The following is a 16,218-nucleotide window of genomic DNA, read 5'->3' on the forward strand; positions in this document are numbered from 1 at the left end:
CTTATTTTTCCCCTTATCTATGATTACTCAAAGCCGGCTGCGCGGTTACCGCAAAAAACTTGCCATGTTGCTGGCTATCTTGTTGATTTTCTTGCTGTGGCAAGTCGCAGCCTGGTCGTTGCCCGATTTCCTGATGCCGGGCGTGCTGCCGGTGCTGGGGCGTTTGTGGCAAGAAGCGCTGACACCGGAATTCCGCACCGCCTTGTGGGGCAGCCTGACCCGGCTCGGCGGCGGGTATGCGGCGGCGATGCTGTTCGGCATCGGCTTCGGCCTGATCGGCGCGGTCCTGTTTTTCTTCCGTGAAGTGCTGAAGTCGGCCATCATCATCCTGCAATCGATCCCGTCGATTGCCTGGGTGCCGCTGTTCCTGATACTGATGGGTTTCGGCAATCTGCCGATCATGGTGGTGGTGGCGCTGGCGGCTTTTTTTCCAGCCGCTTTAAGCGTGATGAACGCTACTGAAAGCGTGCAGCAAGTGCATGTCTCGGCGGCGCGGGTGATGGGCGCGACGCGTTGGGATATGCTGAAACGGGTGTATCTGCCAGCCGTCATGCCGGAACTGATTACCGGCGCTCAACTGGCGTTCGGCAATGCCTGGCGCGCCTTGATTTCGGCGGAAATGCTGATTGGCTTTGGCAAGGGACTGGGACGAACCCTGGCCTACGCAGGCGAAACCGCCGACATGATCGGCGTGATGACCAACATCCTCGCCATTGCGATTCTGGCGGCGCTGATCGATCAGCTGATTCTGGAAAATCTGAAGCATAGGGTGCTGCGCTATCAGTACGTCTGAGCGTCTGACGCCATGAACATGAAGCGGCGTTCATTCGTCCTCCGATCTGCGCTATTGCTGCTGGCTTGCACGCTGCAGGTCAGCGCTTGGGCGGCCAGTTTGCAACAGATCAAACAACGCGGCCAATTGATCGTCGGCGTCAGCTACGTCATTCCACCACATGTTGCAGGCGCAAAATATCGCACTGCCGACGGTTTCGCCGACACGGTTGCCGAGGACCTGGCGCAGCGCTTGGGCGTCAAGCTGCTTACGGTAAAAGCGACGCCGCAGAATCGGCAGCAGTTGCTGGCGCAAGGCAAGGTCGATCTGCTGCTGTTGAATCTGACGCGGGCCGATGCCGACACACTCGGCTCCAACGTAAGACTGCTGCCGACTAGGTATCAGGCGCGCGCCAAACTGATCATGCGCAGCGATACCGATATCAAACGTCTGGCGCAATTGCGCGGCCGCAGCATTTGCGTGGCGCAAGGCGGAGCTTATGCCGGCAGCGTGGCAGCCAGCTATGGCGCCCTTGAAAAAACATATGAAGCCCCGGCCGACGTATTGCTGGCGCTCAGAACCGGGGTTTGCGACGCTGCCGTGCAGGATGACGCCGTCTTGAACGGCATGCTTGATTTTCCCGAATGGAAGAAGTTTTCAGCCAGCTTGCCGCTGAATGGCAGCCTGGCCACACTGAGCTTCGCGCTAAGGTCGGCAGACACCGAACTCGGCGCCTATCTGCAACAGCTGAGCAAGACCTGGGATAGCAACGGCTACTGGGCCGGCATGCAAAAAAAATGGATCAGCAATGTCGCTTTCGAGGTCTATTTGGACCAGAACGTGCCCGACTGCCACTGACGGCGGTTGGCGGCCGAGTTGGCAGCTTACCTTTGCTACGCCCAACTAATTTATTTGTTTCCCTCTGCGCCGGATAGTAACTAAAATCCAAGTTGGAACGCGTCGTTTTGCCATCGAATCTACGGGGAAGCCGTCGCATAAAAGAATTTAATGTGGCGGCGTCCCTGCTAGGATGCGATCTGCAAGAGACTTCCCGGTACGCACGCCAGACGATGGGTGCCGATATTAAAAAAACACTATTATTAAAGACAGACGAAAGGAAAAGCCATGTACGCACGGACCAAACTTATGATGGTTATGTTGGCTGCATTCCCAGCGCTCGCAATGGCGCAGGAGACACAGGTAGTAAAGATCGGTTTTAGCAGCCCGCTGACTGGCGCTCAGGCATCCGCAGGTAAAGACAACCAGGGCGGCCTGACGATGGCAATTGATGCGTTAAATGCCAAGGGTATGGTAATTGGCGGCAAAAAGATCAAGTTTGAAGCCGTGATGGAAGATGATCAGGCTGATCCTAAGTCGGGTGTCTCGGTGGCGCAAAAGCTGGTCGACATGGGCGTCAAGGCGATTGTCGGCCCATACAACTCCGGCGTGACGATCCCTGCTTCGCGCATCTACAACGACGCCGGCATCGTGATGGGCACCGTGGCTTCCAATCCAAAAGTGACTATGCAAGGCTTTCCCTATGTGTTCCGGGTAGCTGCCAGCGATAGCCAGCTGGGCGGCAAGATGGCGCTGTACGCAGCCAAGGAATTGAAGGTCAAGAAGGTTGCGATTATCGATGACCGCACCGCCTACGGCCAAGGCCTGGCAGAGGAATTCGCCAAGGTTGCAAAAGCCAATGGCATGCAAGTTGTCGGTACCGAATTTACCAATGACAAGGCAACCGACTTCAACGGCATCCTGACCAACATCAAGTCAAAAAAACCTGATGCGATTTTCTACGGCGGCTATTCGCCACAGGGCGGCCCGATGACACGCCAGATGAAACAGCTTGGCTTGAATACCTTGCTGCTGGGCGGCGATGGCATTTGCGCACCGGAAATGGGGCGTCTCGGCGGCGATGCGATTACCGATCAAGTATATTGCACGCAAGGCGGCGCCATGCTGGACAAGCTGGCGTCCGGGAAAGCTTTCGCAGCGGATTATCAAAAGCGTTTCAATCGTCCTGCCGAAACCTATGCGGCATCGTTCTACGACGGCATGATGCTGATCGCGCAAGCGATGAAAGAAGCCAATTCGGTAGAGCCTAAGCAATACATATCGGCACTCGAAAAAATTCATTACAAGGGCGTGGCCGGTTCTTACGAGTTTGACGCCAAGCACGATCTGAAGCAATCGCCGGTGACGGTGTACCGCTTCAAGGGCGGTGCGCCGGAAGCGCTGACCAGCTACTAAGACCAAGCAGCAGCGCTTGGTCTTTTATCGGCCTTGCAGGCTGCAAACGTGTCACAGAAGTAAATCAGGCGGGGGGCGCTACGCGCTTTCCGCCTGCCGTCAACATGCAGCTTGATAATACTCCTGGCTCCCTCATACAAAATTCCCATGCTAAGTTACACACGAACCATACATACGGTAGATGCGCATACCGGCGGCGAACCGTTGCGTATCGTGATTTCCGGTTTGCCGCCGGTGCCGGGCAAGACCATTCTTGAGCGCCGCAGCTGGCTCAAAGAGCAGCGCGACGACCTGCGCCGGTTCCTGATGAACGAGCCGCGCGGCCATGCCGACATGTACGGCGCGTATCTGCTGCCGCCGGTCACGCCGGCCGCCGATTTCGGCGTGATCTTCATTCATAACGAAGGTTATAGCGACATGTGCGGCCACGGCATCATCGCACTCGGCAAAGTGCTGGTGGAGCTCAATCATGTAGAACGCACCATGCCGCTGACGCGCATCGGCTTTGATACTCCGGCCGGCTTCATCGACGCCCAGGTCGAATGGGATGGCAAGCGCGCCGGCGCCGTCACTTTCCGCAATGTGCCGGCGTTTATCTACCAGCGCGATGTCGAAGTCGAGACGCCGAGTTTCGGCAAGGTGATTGGCGACATCGTTTTCGGCGGCGCTTTTTATTACTACATGAACGCCGACCAGGCCGGGCTCAAGATCAAGCCGGAGCAGGTGCGCAGCTTGATACAGCTAGGCGCGGAAACCAAGCAGGCAGTCAAAGACAAAGTAAAAATCCGGCATCCGCTGGAGCCTGACCTGGATACCTTGTACGGCACCATCATCGACGGCGCGCCGAATGACGCCAAGGCCGATCAAGCCAACGTCTGCATCTTTGCCGACCGCGAAGTAGACCGTTCGCCGACCGGCACCGGCACCTCCGGCCGCGCCGCACAATTGTTCCTGCGCCAGAAACTGGCCATGAATCAGGTGCTGGTGAATGAAAGCATCGTCGGCAGCTGTTTCCGGGTGCGGGTGATCGGGACCACCAAGGTCGGCGAGTTCGACGCGGTGCATACCGAAGTGACCGGCAACGCCCACATCATGGGTTTCAATCAGTGGGTGCTGGAAGACAGCGATCCGTTCCCGCAAGGTTTTTTCTTGCGCTGATCTATTTCCAGTGACGAAGACGACATGCAAATTCTCGACGCCGAAAGCACCGCAGCCGCCTTGCCTTATGCCGAACTGGTGCCGGCACTGGTAAAAGTCGCGCAGCAACTGCGCGAAGGCAAGATCAACGCGCCCGAGCGCATGGTGGTAGAAATCGACCAGGCCAGCGTGCTGTTATGCATGCCTGCGGTGGCTGCCGATATCGGCATGACCAAGCTGATCACCGTGCATGCCAACAACGCCCAGCATCAATTGCCAGCGATCCAGGGCGAAGTGGTGGTGTTCGATGCCGCCAGCGGCCGCCGCCTGGCGCTGTTGCACGGTCCCACCGTTACCGCGCGGCGGACAGCCGCGGTAACTCTGCTCGGCATTGAAGCGCTGTTGCCAGTCAAGCCAAAATCCGCGCTATTGATCGGCACCGGAGTTCAGGCCATCGCCCATGCCGACGGCTTGGTCGAATATTTCGGCGTCAATGAATTTTGGGTAGCCGCCCGCGATCTGCCAAAGACCCAGGCATTTTGCGATGCCTTGCAACTGCGTCATCCGCAGATTGTGATCAAGCCTCTGGCCGCCGCCGCGCTGGCCGCCGATTTGCCGCACACCGATGTGATGATTGCCTTGACTACCTCGCGCGCGGCTGTGATTCCAGCCCATATCGCCGCGACCACGCTGGCGATCGGCGTCGGCGCGTTCAAACCGGATATGGTGGAATTCCCGGCTGAGCTGTTGCACAGCCGCACCATAGTGGTCGACTGCCTGGCGGGCGCCAAGCATGAAGCCGGCGATTTGCTGCAAGCGCAGATCGACTGGAGCAAAGTGCGTGAATTGCCTGATGTGCTGGCGCATGGTTTTGTCCAGCAGGCGCTGTTGCCGGTCTATAAAACCGTCGGCCAGGCCGCCTGGGATCTGGCCGCTGCGCGCGTCGCGATTGCATCGCTTGGGCTTGCATGAGGGAAGCAACGTGATTCGCAAAGCAGTAGAAGCCGATTGCATGAGCCTGACCGCGCTGTCGATCCAGGTCTGGCTGCACACCTATGCCACCGAAGGCGTCAGCGATGATCTGGCGCGCGAGGCGCTGTCGACTTTCACTCCCGGCTATTTCCACAGCATCATCGCCGATCCGGATTACCGCTTGTTTGTGAAAGTGGATGGCGCCAATCTGCTCGGTTACATCCTGCTCGATCTGGATTCGCGCTGTGCCGAAGAAAACTACGGCGGAGTCGAGGTCGACACGCTATACGTGCAGGAGCATTTCCATGGCCGCGGCATCGGCAGCGCGCTGCTGGATCACGCGATCGACAACGCAGGCAACAGACTTTGGCTCACGGCCTGGGCCGGCAATGCACGGGCGCTGGCCTTTTATGGCAGCTATGGCTTCGTCGACATCGGCACCGCCTGGCACGAATTTGAAGAGCAGAAATACGAGAACCGGATACTTGCTTTTCGAAGAGGATGAATCCGGCGCTGCTCTGGCAGCGCCAGATTCACGCGCATAAATTTAAAGGCCGTCTCAAGCCCCCAGCCAAGGCAAACCAGCCTTGCACCAGCCATTGACGTTCTTGCGGTGGCCATTATTGTCTTTATCGCCTTCAAAACCTTCCAGGATATTGAAGCAATTGCTGTAGCCGTTTTCGGTGGCCAGTTTGGCTGCGTGTTGCGAGCGCACCCCGGAACGGCACAGAAACAGCAGCGGCGTTCCCTTTTCTGCAATCTGCGCCAGTTGCGCCAGGAAATCGGGATTCTGCACGCCGCCGGGATATTGCGACCATTGCACCGCCGCGTGCTGCGGCTCGCGAATCGCCACCCGGCCGACCCAGTCGCGTTCGGCGTTGGTGCGCACATCCACCAGAATCGCGGCGACATCTGCCTCCAATAAAGAGAATGCCTCATTAGGGGTCACCGCGCCGGCATAGGGAAGATGATCATTTTGACCGCGTTGTCTGGCAGTGGTCAGGATTTCGTTGCTGGTGGTCATGGTGTTTCTCCTAAAATGATGTTTTTTGCTTTGATGCTTTGCTGGATATTCAATTGCACCAATATAGTGCCAATTTGTGGCTTATTTAAGCTTGCGCACGAAAATGGTGCTTATATTTTTCGCTGCACCGATCTGGTGATTGGTGATTGCTGTAATGGTAAAGCCAACACTGCAAACCGGTAACATAGCCTTCCACACTAGCTAATTACAAGGCCGAATAAGCATGCCTTGGCGAAAGGATGGTGGCATGGATTCTGCTATCATCCTGCACTGAGTTCTGGTCGTACTGAATTGCTGTCCGGTCATAGTTTGCTCAATACCTGTACATCATGATGTTACTGCGACGCGGAAAATTGCGTGCAACAGATCCTGAGCAGGTCGCACAATTTAAAATTGCAGTACCTTTCATATTTAGGAGATTCACATGGCAATGACGGCCGCAGAAGTCTTGAAAATGGCAAAAGACAACGAAGTCAAATTCGTTGATTTTCGCTTCGCTGACACCAAAGGCAAGGAACAGCACGTAACTGTCCCTGTCTCTCATTTCGATATCGATAAATTTGAGTCGGGTCACGCATTTGACGGTTCTTCTATTGCTGGATGGAAGGGTATTGAAGCTTCCGACATGTTGTTGATGCCGGACCCAAACACCGCGAACATCGACCCGTTCATGGAAGAAACCACATTGTTCATGCAATGTGACGTGATCGAGCCATCCGACGGCAAGGGCTACGACCGTGACCCACGTTCCATCGCCAAGCGCGCAGAAGCCTATCTGAAATCTTCCGGCCTGGGCGACACCGCCTATTTCGGTCCGGAACCGGAATTCTTCATTTTCGACGACGTCCGCTGGGGCGCCGACATGTCGGGTTGCTTCGTCAAGATCGGTTCCGAAGAAGCATCCTGGAGCACCGGCGCCAAGCTCGAAGGCGGCAATACCGGCCATCGTCCAACCGTCAAGGGCGGTTATTTCCCAGTGCCGCCGGTCGACAGCTTCCAAGACATGCGTTCGGAAATGTGCCTGATCCTGGAATCGCTGGGCATCCCGGTTGAAGTGCATCACCACGAAGTGGCCGGCGCCGGTCAAAATGAAATCGGCACCAAGTTCTCGACGCTGGTTGAGCGCGCCGACTGGACTCAGAACCTGAAATACGTGGTCTGGAACGTTGCCCACACCTACGGCAAGACTGCCACCTTCATGCCTAAGCCTATCGTTGGCGACAACGGTTCCGGCATGCACGTGCATCAATCGGTATGGAAAGACGGCCAGAACCTGTTCGCTGGCGACGGCTATGCCGGCCTGTCCGAATTCGCGCTGTTCTACATCGGCGGCATCATCAAGCACGCTAAAGCGCTGAACGCGATCACCAACCCAGGCACCAACTCCTACAAGCGTCTGGTTCCTGGCTACGAAGCACCGGTCAAGCTGGCTTATTCGGCGCGTAACCGCTCGGCTTCGATCCGCATTCCACACGTGGCTAATCCAAAGGGTCGCCGTATCGAAACCCGTTTCCCGGATCCGCTGGCTAACCCATACCTGTGCTTCGCAGCATTGCTGATGGCAGGTCTGGACGGCGTGCAAAACAAGATCCATCCGGGCGAAGCAGCATCGAAAGATCTGTACCATCTGCCGCCGGAAGAAGACAAACTGATTCCTACCGTTTGCGCTTCGCTGGAAGAAGCACTGGAAGCGCTCGACAAGGATCGCGAGTTCCTGACTCGTGGCGGCGTATTCAGCGACAGCATGATCGATGCCTATCTGGATCTGAAAATGCAGGAAGTACAACGCTTCCGCATGACGACTCACCCGATCGAATTCGATATGTACTACTCGGTGTAAGTTAGTTCGCAAGTTTGAGCATCCGGTCTTGCACAATGCAAGATCGGACGGCAAGATAAAGGACAGGGATCTCTCTGTCCTTTTGTCTTTTTAATACACTTGTTTTGTCCATCGGGATATCGCAAACTATATTGTGCAGGATGGTTTGTCATTGCATGTTTCTTGACATAAACTAGCGTCTCGATTGAATTGCGAAGAAAGTCTATGAAGCTTCTTTTACCTGGATTTCTGCTGTTGGCCGCTGTCGGCATGGCTCATGCCCAAAGCGAGGTTTTTCTGTGCGTAGACCAGAATGGCGTCAAGGAATACAAGAACACTGGCGATACCAAGGGTTGCAAGCGCGTCAGTCTGCCGCCGCTGACGGTGACTTCGCCCAGTGCCGGCAAGTCGAGCGGAGCAGGTGCAGGCGGCGCAGCTTCCAGCAAACCGGCAACTGCGACTCCGCCTGATTTCCCGAAAGTGGATAACGGTACGCAAAAAGCGCGCGACAACGATCGCCGCCAGATCTTGCAGGATGAGTTGAAGAACGAGCAGCAGCGCCTGGCTAATCTCAAGAAAGACTACAACGACGGCACGCCGGAGCGGCAAGGCAACGAACACAATTACGCCAAGTACCAGGAGCGGGTAGCGTCGATGAAAGAAGATATTTCCCGCAGCGAGAAAAATATCGATGCACTCAACCGGGAACTGTCGAATCTCAAGTAATACCGCGCATGGTATTAACCTTGCTTGATGCATAAGGCCGCTACTGCGGCCTTTATTTTTGCCCATCCGGTTTAAGATAGAGCCAAGCCGGACGCACCATAATGTGGCGATTCTGCATATGACCCACCGACATCGCTTACAAAGCTTGTTATGCTCGGAAAAATGCACCATTTCAATTACACACAGACTTCCTTTGACGCCGACGCCGCATGGGTTGCCGTGCTCAATGTCGTCTGCAGCCGGCTACAGCAGCGTCCGTCAGGAACCGGTTTTTTAATGAGGATGTCCGGATGCCAATAAAAACTACCGAACGCAACGCACTTGCCAGCCTCGATCTGCTGGCGTCTGCGGTGCTGGTGCTGGATCAGCAAGGACGCCTGGTGTTTGCCAATGCCGCCGCCGAAAATCTGCTGGAAAGTTCCTGCCGCTTGCTGCTGCAGCAAACCCTGTCGGACCTGTTCCTGAACCCAGAGCAGCTGATTGCGATTTTCCAGCAGGCGCTGCAACATCAGTTCGACGATTCGCGCCAGGACCTGATCCTGGAGCGCATGGGGCGCGAACCCTTGTGGGTCGACACCATCGTCACCGCGCTCGACAATCCCGAGATGCCGGTGCTGATCGAGTTGCGCGAGAACGTGCAGCAGCTCAAGCTGGAACGCGAGGAGCGCCTGATCGACCAGAGCCAGGTCAATAAAGAGCTGATCCGCAACCTGGCGCACGAAATCAAGAATCCCTTGGGCGGCATTCGCGGCGCCGCCCAGTTGCTGGAGCTCGAACTGCCGGAGCGCCACGTCAAGGAATTGCGCGAATACACGCAAGTCATCATCAAGGAAGCCGATCGCCTGCAGACCCTGGTGGATCGCCTGCTGGCGCCGCACCGGCTGGCGCAGATCGTCGGCGACGTGAATATCCATGAGGTATGCGAGCGGGTGCGCAGCCTGATCGTGGCCGAATTTCCAAGCGGCTTGAGCATCAAGCGCGATTACGATTTGTCGATCCCGCAATTTCGCGGTGACAAGGAGCAACTGATCCAGGCAATTCTGAATATTGCCCACAACGCAGCGCAAGCGTTGCACGAGCGCATCAAAGCGGGCGACGCCGAGTTGGTTTTTCAGAGCCGGATAGTGCGGCAAGTGACGCTGGCCAAGGTGCGTTACCGGCTGGCACTAGACTTGCATATCATCGACAATGGACCTGGCATTCCGGCCGAGATTCAAGAACGCATTTTTTATCCGCTGGTGTCGGGACGCGATGGCGGCAGTGGTTTGGGTTTGACGCTGGCGCAAACTTTCGTGCAGCAGCACATGGGGGTAATCGAATGCGAAAGCCGGCCGGGATATACAGATTTCAGAATTCTGATACCGCTACCTTGAAACCTGTTCGCCGGTTTTTGTAGTGGCCGTCATTGCGCTGATGATCAACGAATTACAGCTTAACTACTACAGCTACAGCTTAACTGACTGCGTGCAGCAGAAAACACATGAAACCAATCTGGATTGTTGACGACGACGAATCGATTCGATGGGTGCTTGAAAAAGCGCTGGCCCGCGAAAACCTGAGCACCAAGAGTTTCTCCAATGCGCGCGATGCAATTGAAGCGCTGCAATCGAGCACGCCGCAAGTGCTGGTTTCCGACATCCGCATGCCGGGCGCATCCGGCCTGGAGTTGCTGCAAACCGTCAAAGCCAAGTTCCCCGGCGTGCCGGTGATCATCATCACCGCGTTTTCCGATCTCGATTCCGCCGTTGCCGCATTTCAGGGCGGCGCTTTCGAATACCTGGCCAAGCCCTTCGATGTCGACAAGGCAGTCGAACTGATACGGCGCGCGCTGGAAGAAAGTCTGCGCGAAGCGAATGTCGAGCAAGCCTCTGCCGACACCCCGGAAATCCTCGGACAAGCGCCGGCCATGCAAGATGTGTTTCGCGCCATCGGCCGCTTGTCGCAATCGAACGTGACGGTGCTGATCACCGGCGAATCGGGGACCGGCAAGGAACTGGTCGCGCGCGCCCTGCACAAGCACAGCCCGCGCGCAGCGCAACCGTTCATCGCCCTCAACACCGCAGCGATCCCGAAAGATTTGCTGGAGTCGGAATTGTTCGGACATGAGCGCGGCGCATTCACCGGCGCCCAGGCATCGCGCCGCGGCCGTTTTGAACAAGCCGAAGGCGGCACCCTGTTCCTGGATGAAATCGGCGACATGCCGTTTGATCTGCAGACCCGCTTGCTGCGGGTTTTGTCGGACGGCCATTTCTATCGGGTCGGTGGACATCAGTCGTTGAAAGCCAACGTCCGCGTGATCGCCGCGACTCACCAGAATCTTGAAACCCGGGTGCGCGAAGGCCTGTTCCGGGAAGACTTGTATCACCGTCTGAATGTGATCAGGTTGCGCTTGCCGAGCTTGCGCGAGCGGCGTGAAGATATTCCTATCCTGACCCGCTATTTCCTTAGCCAGAGCGCCAAGCAGCTGGGAGTCGAAAGCAAGCGCGTCTCCGATAACGCCATGCGTTTCATGAGCGGCCTGGAGTTGCCGGGCAACGTTCGCCAGCTGGAAAACCTGTGCAACTGGATTACCGTGATGGCGCCCGGCCAGACCGTCGAGATCAAGGATTTGCCGCAGGATCTGGTCGAGGGCCGTGACCAAAGCATGCAACTGGAAAGCCCGGCCAGCCGGCCGGTAGCGTTCGATCCGCATCTTTCAGCTCCGGTTGCCGCCGCCGCGCAATATCCTGAAATAGTGCAGCCGGCAGCAGTTCAAGTTGCCAGCAGCGGCGACAAACAAAGCTGGATTACTTTGCTGGAAGCTGAAGCCGCGCAGATGCTCAGCAATGGCGATGCGGATGTGATGGATGTGCTGGGAAGGCAATTTGAATCTGCCTTGATCAAGATGGCGTTGCGCCATACCCACGGACGCAAGAACGATGCGGCGGTACGTCTCGGCATCGGCCGCAATACCATCACGCGCAAGATTCAGGAGTTGGGCATAGCCGGCGCCAAGGACGATTGATTGCGCAGCGGATAGGGCTATGGCTGTATTGGTCAGTCCCGCCGCTCTCTCAATTTCCGCCATAAAGTAGTGCGGCTGATTCCCAGGTATTGCGCAGCCGCCGCGCGATTGCCGTCAAATCTTGCCAGTGTCTGTGCCGCCGATTCAGTGACTGGCGGCGCCGCGACAGGTGTCGCCACACCGGCCCCGGCAGCCAGCTCCGGCGCGACCGTCAACAGGAAAGCCGGCGTCAGCGAGCGCAGCGGTTCTGCCGCCAGGAACAAGGCAACTCGTTCCATCAGATTGCGCAGTTCGCGCACGTTGCCGGGCCACGCATAACTTTCCAGCAGGGCTGCGCATGCCACAACCTCCGCATGCAGATTGGCGTGAGGCCGCACTTCCAGCGATGCCAGCGCATGTTTCAAACACCATTCCGCCAGCGCCACCAGATCGTCCGGACGCGCGCGCAACGGCGGTAAATTCAGACGCAAGACACTGATGCGATAAAACAGGTCGGCGCGGAAGCGGCCCTCGCGTACCCGTTGTTCCAGGTCGCAGTGGGTGGCGCTGATGATGCGGACATCGACAGCGATCGGGCGGGTCGAGCCGACCCTTACCACTTCGCGTTCTTCCAGCACGCGTAACAAGCGGGTCTGCAACGCCAGCGGCATTTCGCCGATTTCATCCAAGAATAGCGTGCCGCGATGGGCCGCTTCAAACAAGCCGGCGCGGCCGCCGCGGCGCGATCCTGTGAAAGCGCCTTCGTCGTAACCGAACAGTTCGGATTCCAGCAGCGATTCAGCAATCGCGCCGCAATTCACCGCAACGAAAGGACGGTTGCTTTTGCCGCCGGCGGTGCCTTGCGCTACCGGATGTTCACGGTGAATCGCTTGCGCCGCCAGTTCCTTGCCGCTGCCGGTTTCGCCATGGATCAGGACGGTTGCCGGCGAACGCGCAAACAGCGTCACCGACCTGCGTATCGCTTCCATTGCGTCCGAGCTGCCGCGCAAATCATTGATGCCGTGCTTGACCCGCAACGTGTCGATCACCGGATAACCACGGCCGCGTGTCGATTCCAGCTGGAGTTGCGTCAAGCGCGCCAATTCGAGCGCATCGTTGAACGCTTGCCGGATCGAGGCGGCGGAATAGACAAAGACGCCGGCCAGCCCGGCTTCCTCGGCCAGGTCGGTGATCAAGCCGGCGCCTACAATCGCCTTGATGCCGCTGGCTTTCAAATCGTTGATCTGAGCCCGGGCGTCTTCTTCGGTGGCGTAGCTGCGTTGCTCGATGTTCAAGTCGAACGACGCTTGAAACTCTGCCAGTGCCGGCATCGATGCTTGATAGGTGATGACGCCGACATGCGGCGTGATCTTGCGCGCCCGCGCCAGCGCCTGCATCACATCGAAACCGCTGGCTTTGGCGATGATGACCGGCACCGACAAGCGGCTCTTCAGATACGCGCCGTTGGAGCCGGCGGCGATCACGGCGTCGCAGCGTTCGGTCGCCAGCCGTTCGCGGATGTGCTGAACGGCGTCTTCGAAGCCGAGCTGGATCGGCGCGATATTGGCTTGATGATCGAATTCCAGCGTGATGTCGCGGAACAGATCGAACAGACGCGACACGGAAACGGTCCAGATGACGGGCAGATCGTTAGTGTCGCGGCCGTTGGAAGGAGAGGAGGGGAAAGAGGGTAGCGGGCGGGCCATGTGTTATCGATGTTTCAATTATGTTTCATGTTTGTTTCAAAAATTCATTTGGAACGCAGTATGGAACATCAAGGACGATAATGCAATCATCCCGCCGCCGCCGCGGAACAAGCGCAAGTATCTGATTTCAAATAAATAGTTGTATCAACCGGGTGAGCAGCAAGGGAGTTTCTACCGGCTGCGGCAGCGATGGCATGACGATTGCAATAATGCTGTATTGGTTTTTCCATGAAACCGCTAAACCGTTGAATTCGAGACAAGGTGACGATATGACGCAATATTCCGCAGGCGCCGCATTCAGACAAGCCGTTCGTGACGAATCGCCATTGCAGGTGGTCGGTGCGATCAATGCCAATCATGCCTTGCTGGCCAAGCGCGCCGGGTTCAAGGCGATTTATTTATCCGGCGGCGGTGTCGCGGCCGGCTCGCTGGGTTTGCCGGATCTGGGCATTTCCAATCTGGACGACGTCTTGACCGATGTCCGGCGCATCACCGATGTTTGCGATCTGCCCCTGCTGGTGGATGTCGACACCGGCTTCGGTTCTTCCGCTTTCAATGTCGCCCGTACTGTCAAATCGATGATCAAGTTCGGCGCCGCCGCCATGCATATCGAAGACCAGGTGGGCGCCAAGCGTTGCGGCCATCGTCCCAACAAGGAAATCGTCAGCAAGCAGGAAATGGTGGATCGCATCAAGGCCGCGGTCGACGCCCGCACCGACGACAATTTCGTCATCATGGCGCGCACCGATGCGCTGGCGGTGGAAGGTCTGGAGGCGGCGATGGAACGCGCCGTAGCTTGCGTGGAAGCCGGCGCCGACATGATTTTCCCGGAAGCGATTACCCAGCTCGACATGTACCAGACATTCGCGGCGGCGGTCAAAGTGCCGGTGCTGGCGAACATCACCGAGTTCGGCGCGACGCCGCTGTTCACGGTGGATGAACTGAAATCCGCCGATGTCGGGCTGGTGCTGTATCCACTGTCGGCTTTCCGGGCGATGAACAAGGCTGCCGAAAACGTCTACACCGCACTGCGCCGCGACGGCACCCAGAAGAACGTGATCGACACCATGCAAACGCGCGCCGAGCTGTATGAGCGCATCAACTATCACGAATTCGAGCAAAAGCTGGATGCCTTGTTTGCGCAGCAGAAGGGCAAATAAGCGGTATCCGGCATTTGAATCCTTATCAAATAAATCGAATAGGAGATTTACATGAGTGAACAACAGCCAGCCGCCGCAGCCGCTTTCAAGCCCAAAAAATCGGTGGCCCTGTCCGGCGTCACCGCCGGCAACACCGCGCTGTGCACCGTCGGCAAGACCGGCAATGATCTGCACTATCGCGGCTACGACATCCTGGATATCGCCGACAGTTGCGAGTTTGAAGAAATCGCGCATTTGCTGGTACACGGCAAACTGCCCACCAGCGCTGAACTGAAAGCCTACAAGACCAAGCTGAAAGCTCTGCGCGGCTTGCCCGCCAACGTCAAGGCTGCGCTCGAATGGTTGCCGGCCGCCTCGCATCCGATGGATGTGATGCGCACCGGGGTTTCTGCGCTGGGCTGCATCCTGCCGGAAAAAGACGATCACAATACGCCTGGCGCGCGCGATATCGCCGACCGCCTGATGGCTTCGCTCGGCTCGGTGCTGCTGTACTGGTATCACTATAGCCACAACGGCAAGCGGATCGAGGTGGAAACCGACGATGAATCGATAGGCGGCCATTTTCTCCATTTGCTGCACGGTGAAAAGCCTTGCGCGCTGTGGGAAAAGGCGATGCACACCTCGCTGATTCTCTACGCAGAACATGAATTCAACGCGTCGACTTTCACCGGCCGCGTGATTGCCGGCACCGGCTCCGACATGTACTCGGCGATCACCGGCGCCATCGGCGCTTTGCGCGGCCCCAAGCATGGCGGCGCGAATGAAGTCGCCTTCGAAATCCAGAAGCGTTATGACAATCCGGACGAGGCGGAAGCCGATATCAAGAGGCGCGTCGAGAACAAGGAAGTGGTGATCGGCTTCGGCCACCCGGTGTACACCATCTCCGATCCGCGCAACAAGGTGATCAAGGAAGTCGCGCGTAATTTATCCAAGGATGCCGGTTCCCTGAAGATGTTCGATATCGCCGAACGGCTGGAGACAGTCATGTGGGACATCAAGAAAATGTTCCCTAACCTGGACTGGTTCTCCGCCGTGTCGTATCACATGATGGGCGTGCCGACCGGCATGTTTACACCGCTGTTCGTGATTGCCCGCACTTCCGGCTGGGCTGCGCACATCATCGAACAACGGATAGACAACAAGATTATTCGTCCATCGGCGAATTATGTCGGCCCAGAAGATTTAAAATTTGTCCCGATTGGCAAACGCAAATAGCGCCTGTATGCAAACTGGCAATAGCGGCGCTTGAGCGAGCCAACCGATTGCCCCATTGTTGTCTTGGTTGTTTTTTGGCCAGCAATGGGGCTCATCCACCGCTTACTTGACGCCTTAGGGCCGGGACAACATGATTGCTTTTAACGCATTGAATTCTTACCGTATTGCTGCTGCATTGACACTGACCGCATTGCTGGCCGCTTGCGGCTCCAGCGTGCCGCTCGAAGACAGCAAGCCGCAAGCCAGCTTGCCGAATCTCTTGAAGCTGGAGCCGGCGCCGGCGGCTAGTTTACTCACCGGTAATTTCTATTGCGAATTGAGTAACCGGGTTGATCTCGCCAGCACCGGCAAGGGCGAGGTCAAATTGACATGGAAAGGGCGCAGCTACCCGATGACAATGGTCAGCACGACCACCGGAGCGGTGCGCCTGGAAGATAAATCAAGTGGTTTG

15 protein-coding genes are annotated in these 16,218 nt (G+C 57.1%); 13 read left to right on the top strand and 2 right to left on the bottom strand.

Annotated features, from left to right (window positions below):
- The first annotated feature begins 19 nt into the window (after positions 1-19).
- The 6 genes from KHU33_RS15240 (at position 20) to KHU33_RS15265 (ending at position 5,639) form a co-directional block, all read left to right on the top strand.
- Complete coding sequence (locus KHU33_RS15240; protein WP_211464383.1) at positions 20-793, top strand: ABC transporter permease; 774 nt, start codon at positions 20-22, stop codon at positions 791-793.
- Positions 794-811: 18 nt separating this feature from the next.
- Positions 812-1,630 (top strand): transporter substrate-binding domain-containing protein, encoded by an 819-nt coding sequence (locus tag KHU33_RS15245; protein ID WP_211464385.1) that lies wholly within the window; start codon positions 812-814, stop codon positions 1,628-1,630.
- A gap of 288 nt (positions 1,631-1,918) precedes the next feature.
- Complete coding sequence (locus KHU33_RS15250) at positions 1,919-3,025, top strand: branched-chain amino acid ABC transporter substrate-binding protein (protein WP_230414291.1); 1,107 nt, start codon at positions 1,919-1,921, stop codon at positions 3,023-3,025.
- A gap of 147 nt (positions 3,026-3,172) precedes the next feature.
- Positions 3,173-4,183 (top strand): trans-3-hydroxy-L-proline dehydratase, encoded by a 1,011-nt coding sequence (gene lhpH / locus KHU33_RS15255; protein WP_211464389.1) that lies wholly within the window; start codon positions 3,173-3,175, stop codon positions 4,181-4,183.
- Positions 4,184-4,207: 24 nt separating this feature from the next.
- Positions 4,208-5,134 (top strand): delta(1)-pyrroline-2-carboxylate reductase family protein, encoded by a 927-nt coding sequence (locus KHU33_RS15260; RefSeq protein ID WP_211464391.1) that lies wholly within the window; start codon positions 4,208-4,210, stop codon positions 5,132-5,134.
- A 10-nt stretch (positions 5,135-5,144) separates the two neighbouring features.
- On the top strand, positions 5,145-5,639 hold the full coding sequence (locus tag KHU33_RS15265; protein WP_211464393.1) for a GNAT family N-acetyltransferase: 495 nt from the start codon (positions 5,145-5,147) through the stop codon (positions 5,637-5,639).
- A 54-nt stretch (positions 5,640-5,693) separates the two neighbouring features.
- Here the strand turns inward: KHU33_RS15265 and KHU33_RS15270 are convergent, their stop codons facing one another.
- The gene (locus tag KHU33_RS15270) at positions 5,694-6,158 is read right to left on the bottom strand and encodes a rhodanese-like domain-containing protein (protein ID WP_211464395.1); all 465 of its coding nucleotides are present in this window, start codon (positions 6,156-6,158) and stop codon (positions 5,694-5,696) included.
- 424 nt (positions 6,159-6,582) lie between these two features.
- On the opposite strand from KHU33_RS15270, the gene glnA reads away from it, so the two are divergent.
- From glnA to ntrC, 4 genes are all read left to right on the top strand, one after another.
- Positions 6,583-7,998, top strand: coding sequence for a type I glutamate--ammonia ligase (gene glnA / locus KHU33_RS15275; RefSeq protein WP_211464397.1), 1,416 nt, complete (start codon positions 6,583-6,585; stop codon positions 7,996-7,998).
- Positions 7,999-8,202: 204 nt separating this feature from the next.
- On the top strand, positions 8,203-8,703 hold the full coding sequence (locus KHU33_RS15280; protein ID WP_211464399.1) for a DUF4124 domain-containing protein: 501 nt from the start codon (positions 8,203-8,205) through the stop codon (positions 8,701-8,703).
- Between the two features lie 290 nt (positions 8,704-8,993).
- Positions 8,994-10,076, top strand: coding sequence for a nitrogen regulation protein NR(II) (gene glnL / locus KHU33_RS15285; RefSeq protein WP_211464401.1), 1,083 nt, complete (start codon positions 8,994-8,996; stop codon positions 10,074-10,076).
- Positions 10,077-10,183: 107 nt separating this feature from the next.
- The gene (gene ntrC, locus KHU33_RS15290; protein ID WP_211464403.1) at positions 10,184-11,707 is read left to right on the top strand and encodes a nitrogen regulation protein NR(I); all 1,524 of its coding nucleotides are present in this window, start codon (positions 10,184-10,186) and stop codon (positions 11,705-11,707) included.
- Positions 11,708-11,739: 32 nt separating this feature from the next.
- Here the strand turns inward: ntrC and prpR are convergent, their stop codons facing one another.
- On the bottom strand, positions 11,740-13,392 hold the full coding sequence (gene prpR, locus KHU33_RS15295) for a propionate catabolism operon regulatory protein PrpR (RefSeq protein WP_211464404.1): 1,653 nt from the start codon (positions 13,390-13,392) through the stop codon (positions 11,740-11,742).
- Between the two features lie 269 nt (positions 13,393-13,661).
- Between prpR and prpB the strand changes: the two genes are divergently transcribed.
- The 3 genes from prpB to KHU33_RS15310 all read left to right on the top strand — a co-directional run.
- Positions 13,662-14,552, top strand: coding sequence for a methylisocitrate lyase (gene prpB / locus KHU33_RS15300; RefSeq protein ID WP_211464405.1), 891 nt, complete (start codon positions 13,662-13,664; stop codon positions 14,550-14,552).
- A gap of 51 nt (positions 14,553-14,603) precedes the next feature.
- Positions 14,604-15,767 (top strand): bifunctional 2-methylcitrate synthase/citrate synthase, encoded by a 1,164-nt coding sequence (gene prpC / locus KHU33_RS15305; RefSeq protein WP_211464406.1) that lies wholly within the window; start codon positions 14,604-14,606, stop codon positions 15,765-15,767.
- A gap of 130 nt (positions 15,768-15,897) precedes the next feature.
- Positions 15,898-16,218 (top strand): hypothetical protein (locus tag KHU33_RS15310; RefSeq protein ID WP_211464407.1); only part of this gene is annotated, 321 nt, incomplete at its 3' end.

This window comes from Collimonas silvisoli (genome assembly GCF_018305005.1).
Lineage (GTDB): Bacteria > Pseudomonadota > Gammaproteobacteria > Burkholderiales > Burkholderiaceae_D > Collimonas > Collimonas silvisoli.

What these genes read in the sequence shown, in the direction of transcription:
- KHU33_RS15240 (WP_211464383.1), top strand. Translation starts at nt 20, where the DNA reads ATGATTACTCAAAGCCGGCTGCGCGGTTACCGCAAAAAACTTGCCATG.
- KHU33_RS15245 (WP_211464385.1), top strand. Translation starts at nt 812, where the DNA reads ATGAAGCGGCGTTCATTCGTCCTCCGATCTGCGCTATTGCTGCTGGCT.
- KHU33_RS15250 (WP_230414291.1), top strand. Translation starts at nt 1,919, where the DNA reads ATGATGGTTATGTTGGCTGCATTCCCAGCGCTCGCAATGGCGCAGGAG.
- lhpH (WP_211464389.1), top strand. Translation starts at nt 3,173, where the DNA reads ATGCTAAGTTACACACGAACCATACATACGGTAGATGCGCATACCGGC.
- KHU33_RS15260 (WP_211464391.1), top strand. Translation starts at nt 4,208, where the DNA reads ATGCAAATTCTCGACGCCGAAAGCACCGCAGCCGCCTTGCCTTATGCC.
- KHU33_RS15270 (WP_211464395.1), bottom strand. Translation starts at nt 6,158, where the DNA reads ATGACCACCAGCAACGAAATCCTGACCACTGCCAGACAACGCGGTCAA.
- glnA (WP_211464397.1), top strand. Translation starts at nt 6,583, where the DNA reads ATGGCAATGACGGCCGCAGAAGTCTTGAAAATGGCAAAAGACAACGAA.
- KHU33_RS15280 (WP_211464399.1), top strand. Translation starts at nt 8,203, where the DNA reads ATGAAGCTTCTTTTACCTGGATTTCTGCTGTTGGCCGCTGTCGGCATG.
- glnL (WP_211464401.1), top strand. Translation starts at nt 8,994, where the DNA reads ATGCCAATAAAAACTACCGAACGCAACGCACTTGCCAGCCTCGATCTG.
- ntrC (WP_211464403.1), top strand. Translation starts at nt 10,184, where the DNA reads ATGAAACCAATCTGGATTGTTGACGACGACGAATCGATTCGATGGGTG.
- prpR (WP_211464404.1), bottom strand. Translation starts at nt 13,392, where the DNA reads ATGGCCCGCCCGCTACCCTCTTTCCCCTCCTCTCCTTCCAACGGCCGC.
- prpB (WP_211464405.1), top strand. Translation starts at nt 13,662, where the DNA reads ATGACGCAATATTCCGCAGGCGCCGCATTCAGACAAGCCGTTCGTGAC.
- prpC (WP_211464406.1), top strand. Translation starts at nt 14,604, where the DNA reads ATGAGTGAACAACAGCCAGCCGCCGCAGCCGCTTTCAAGCCCAAAAAA.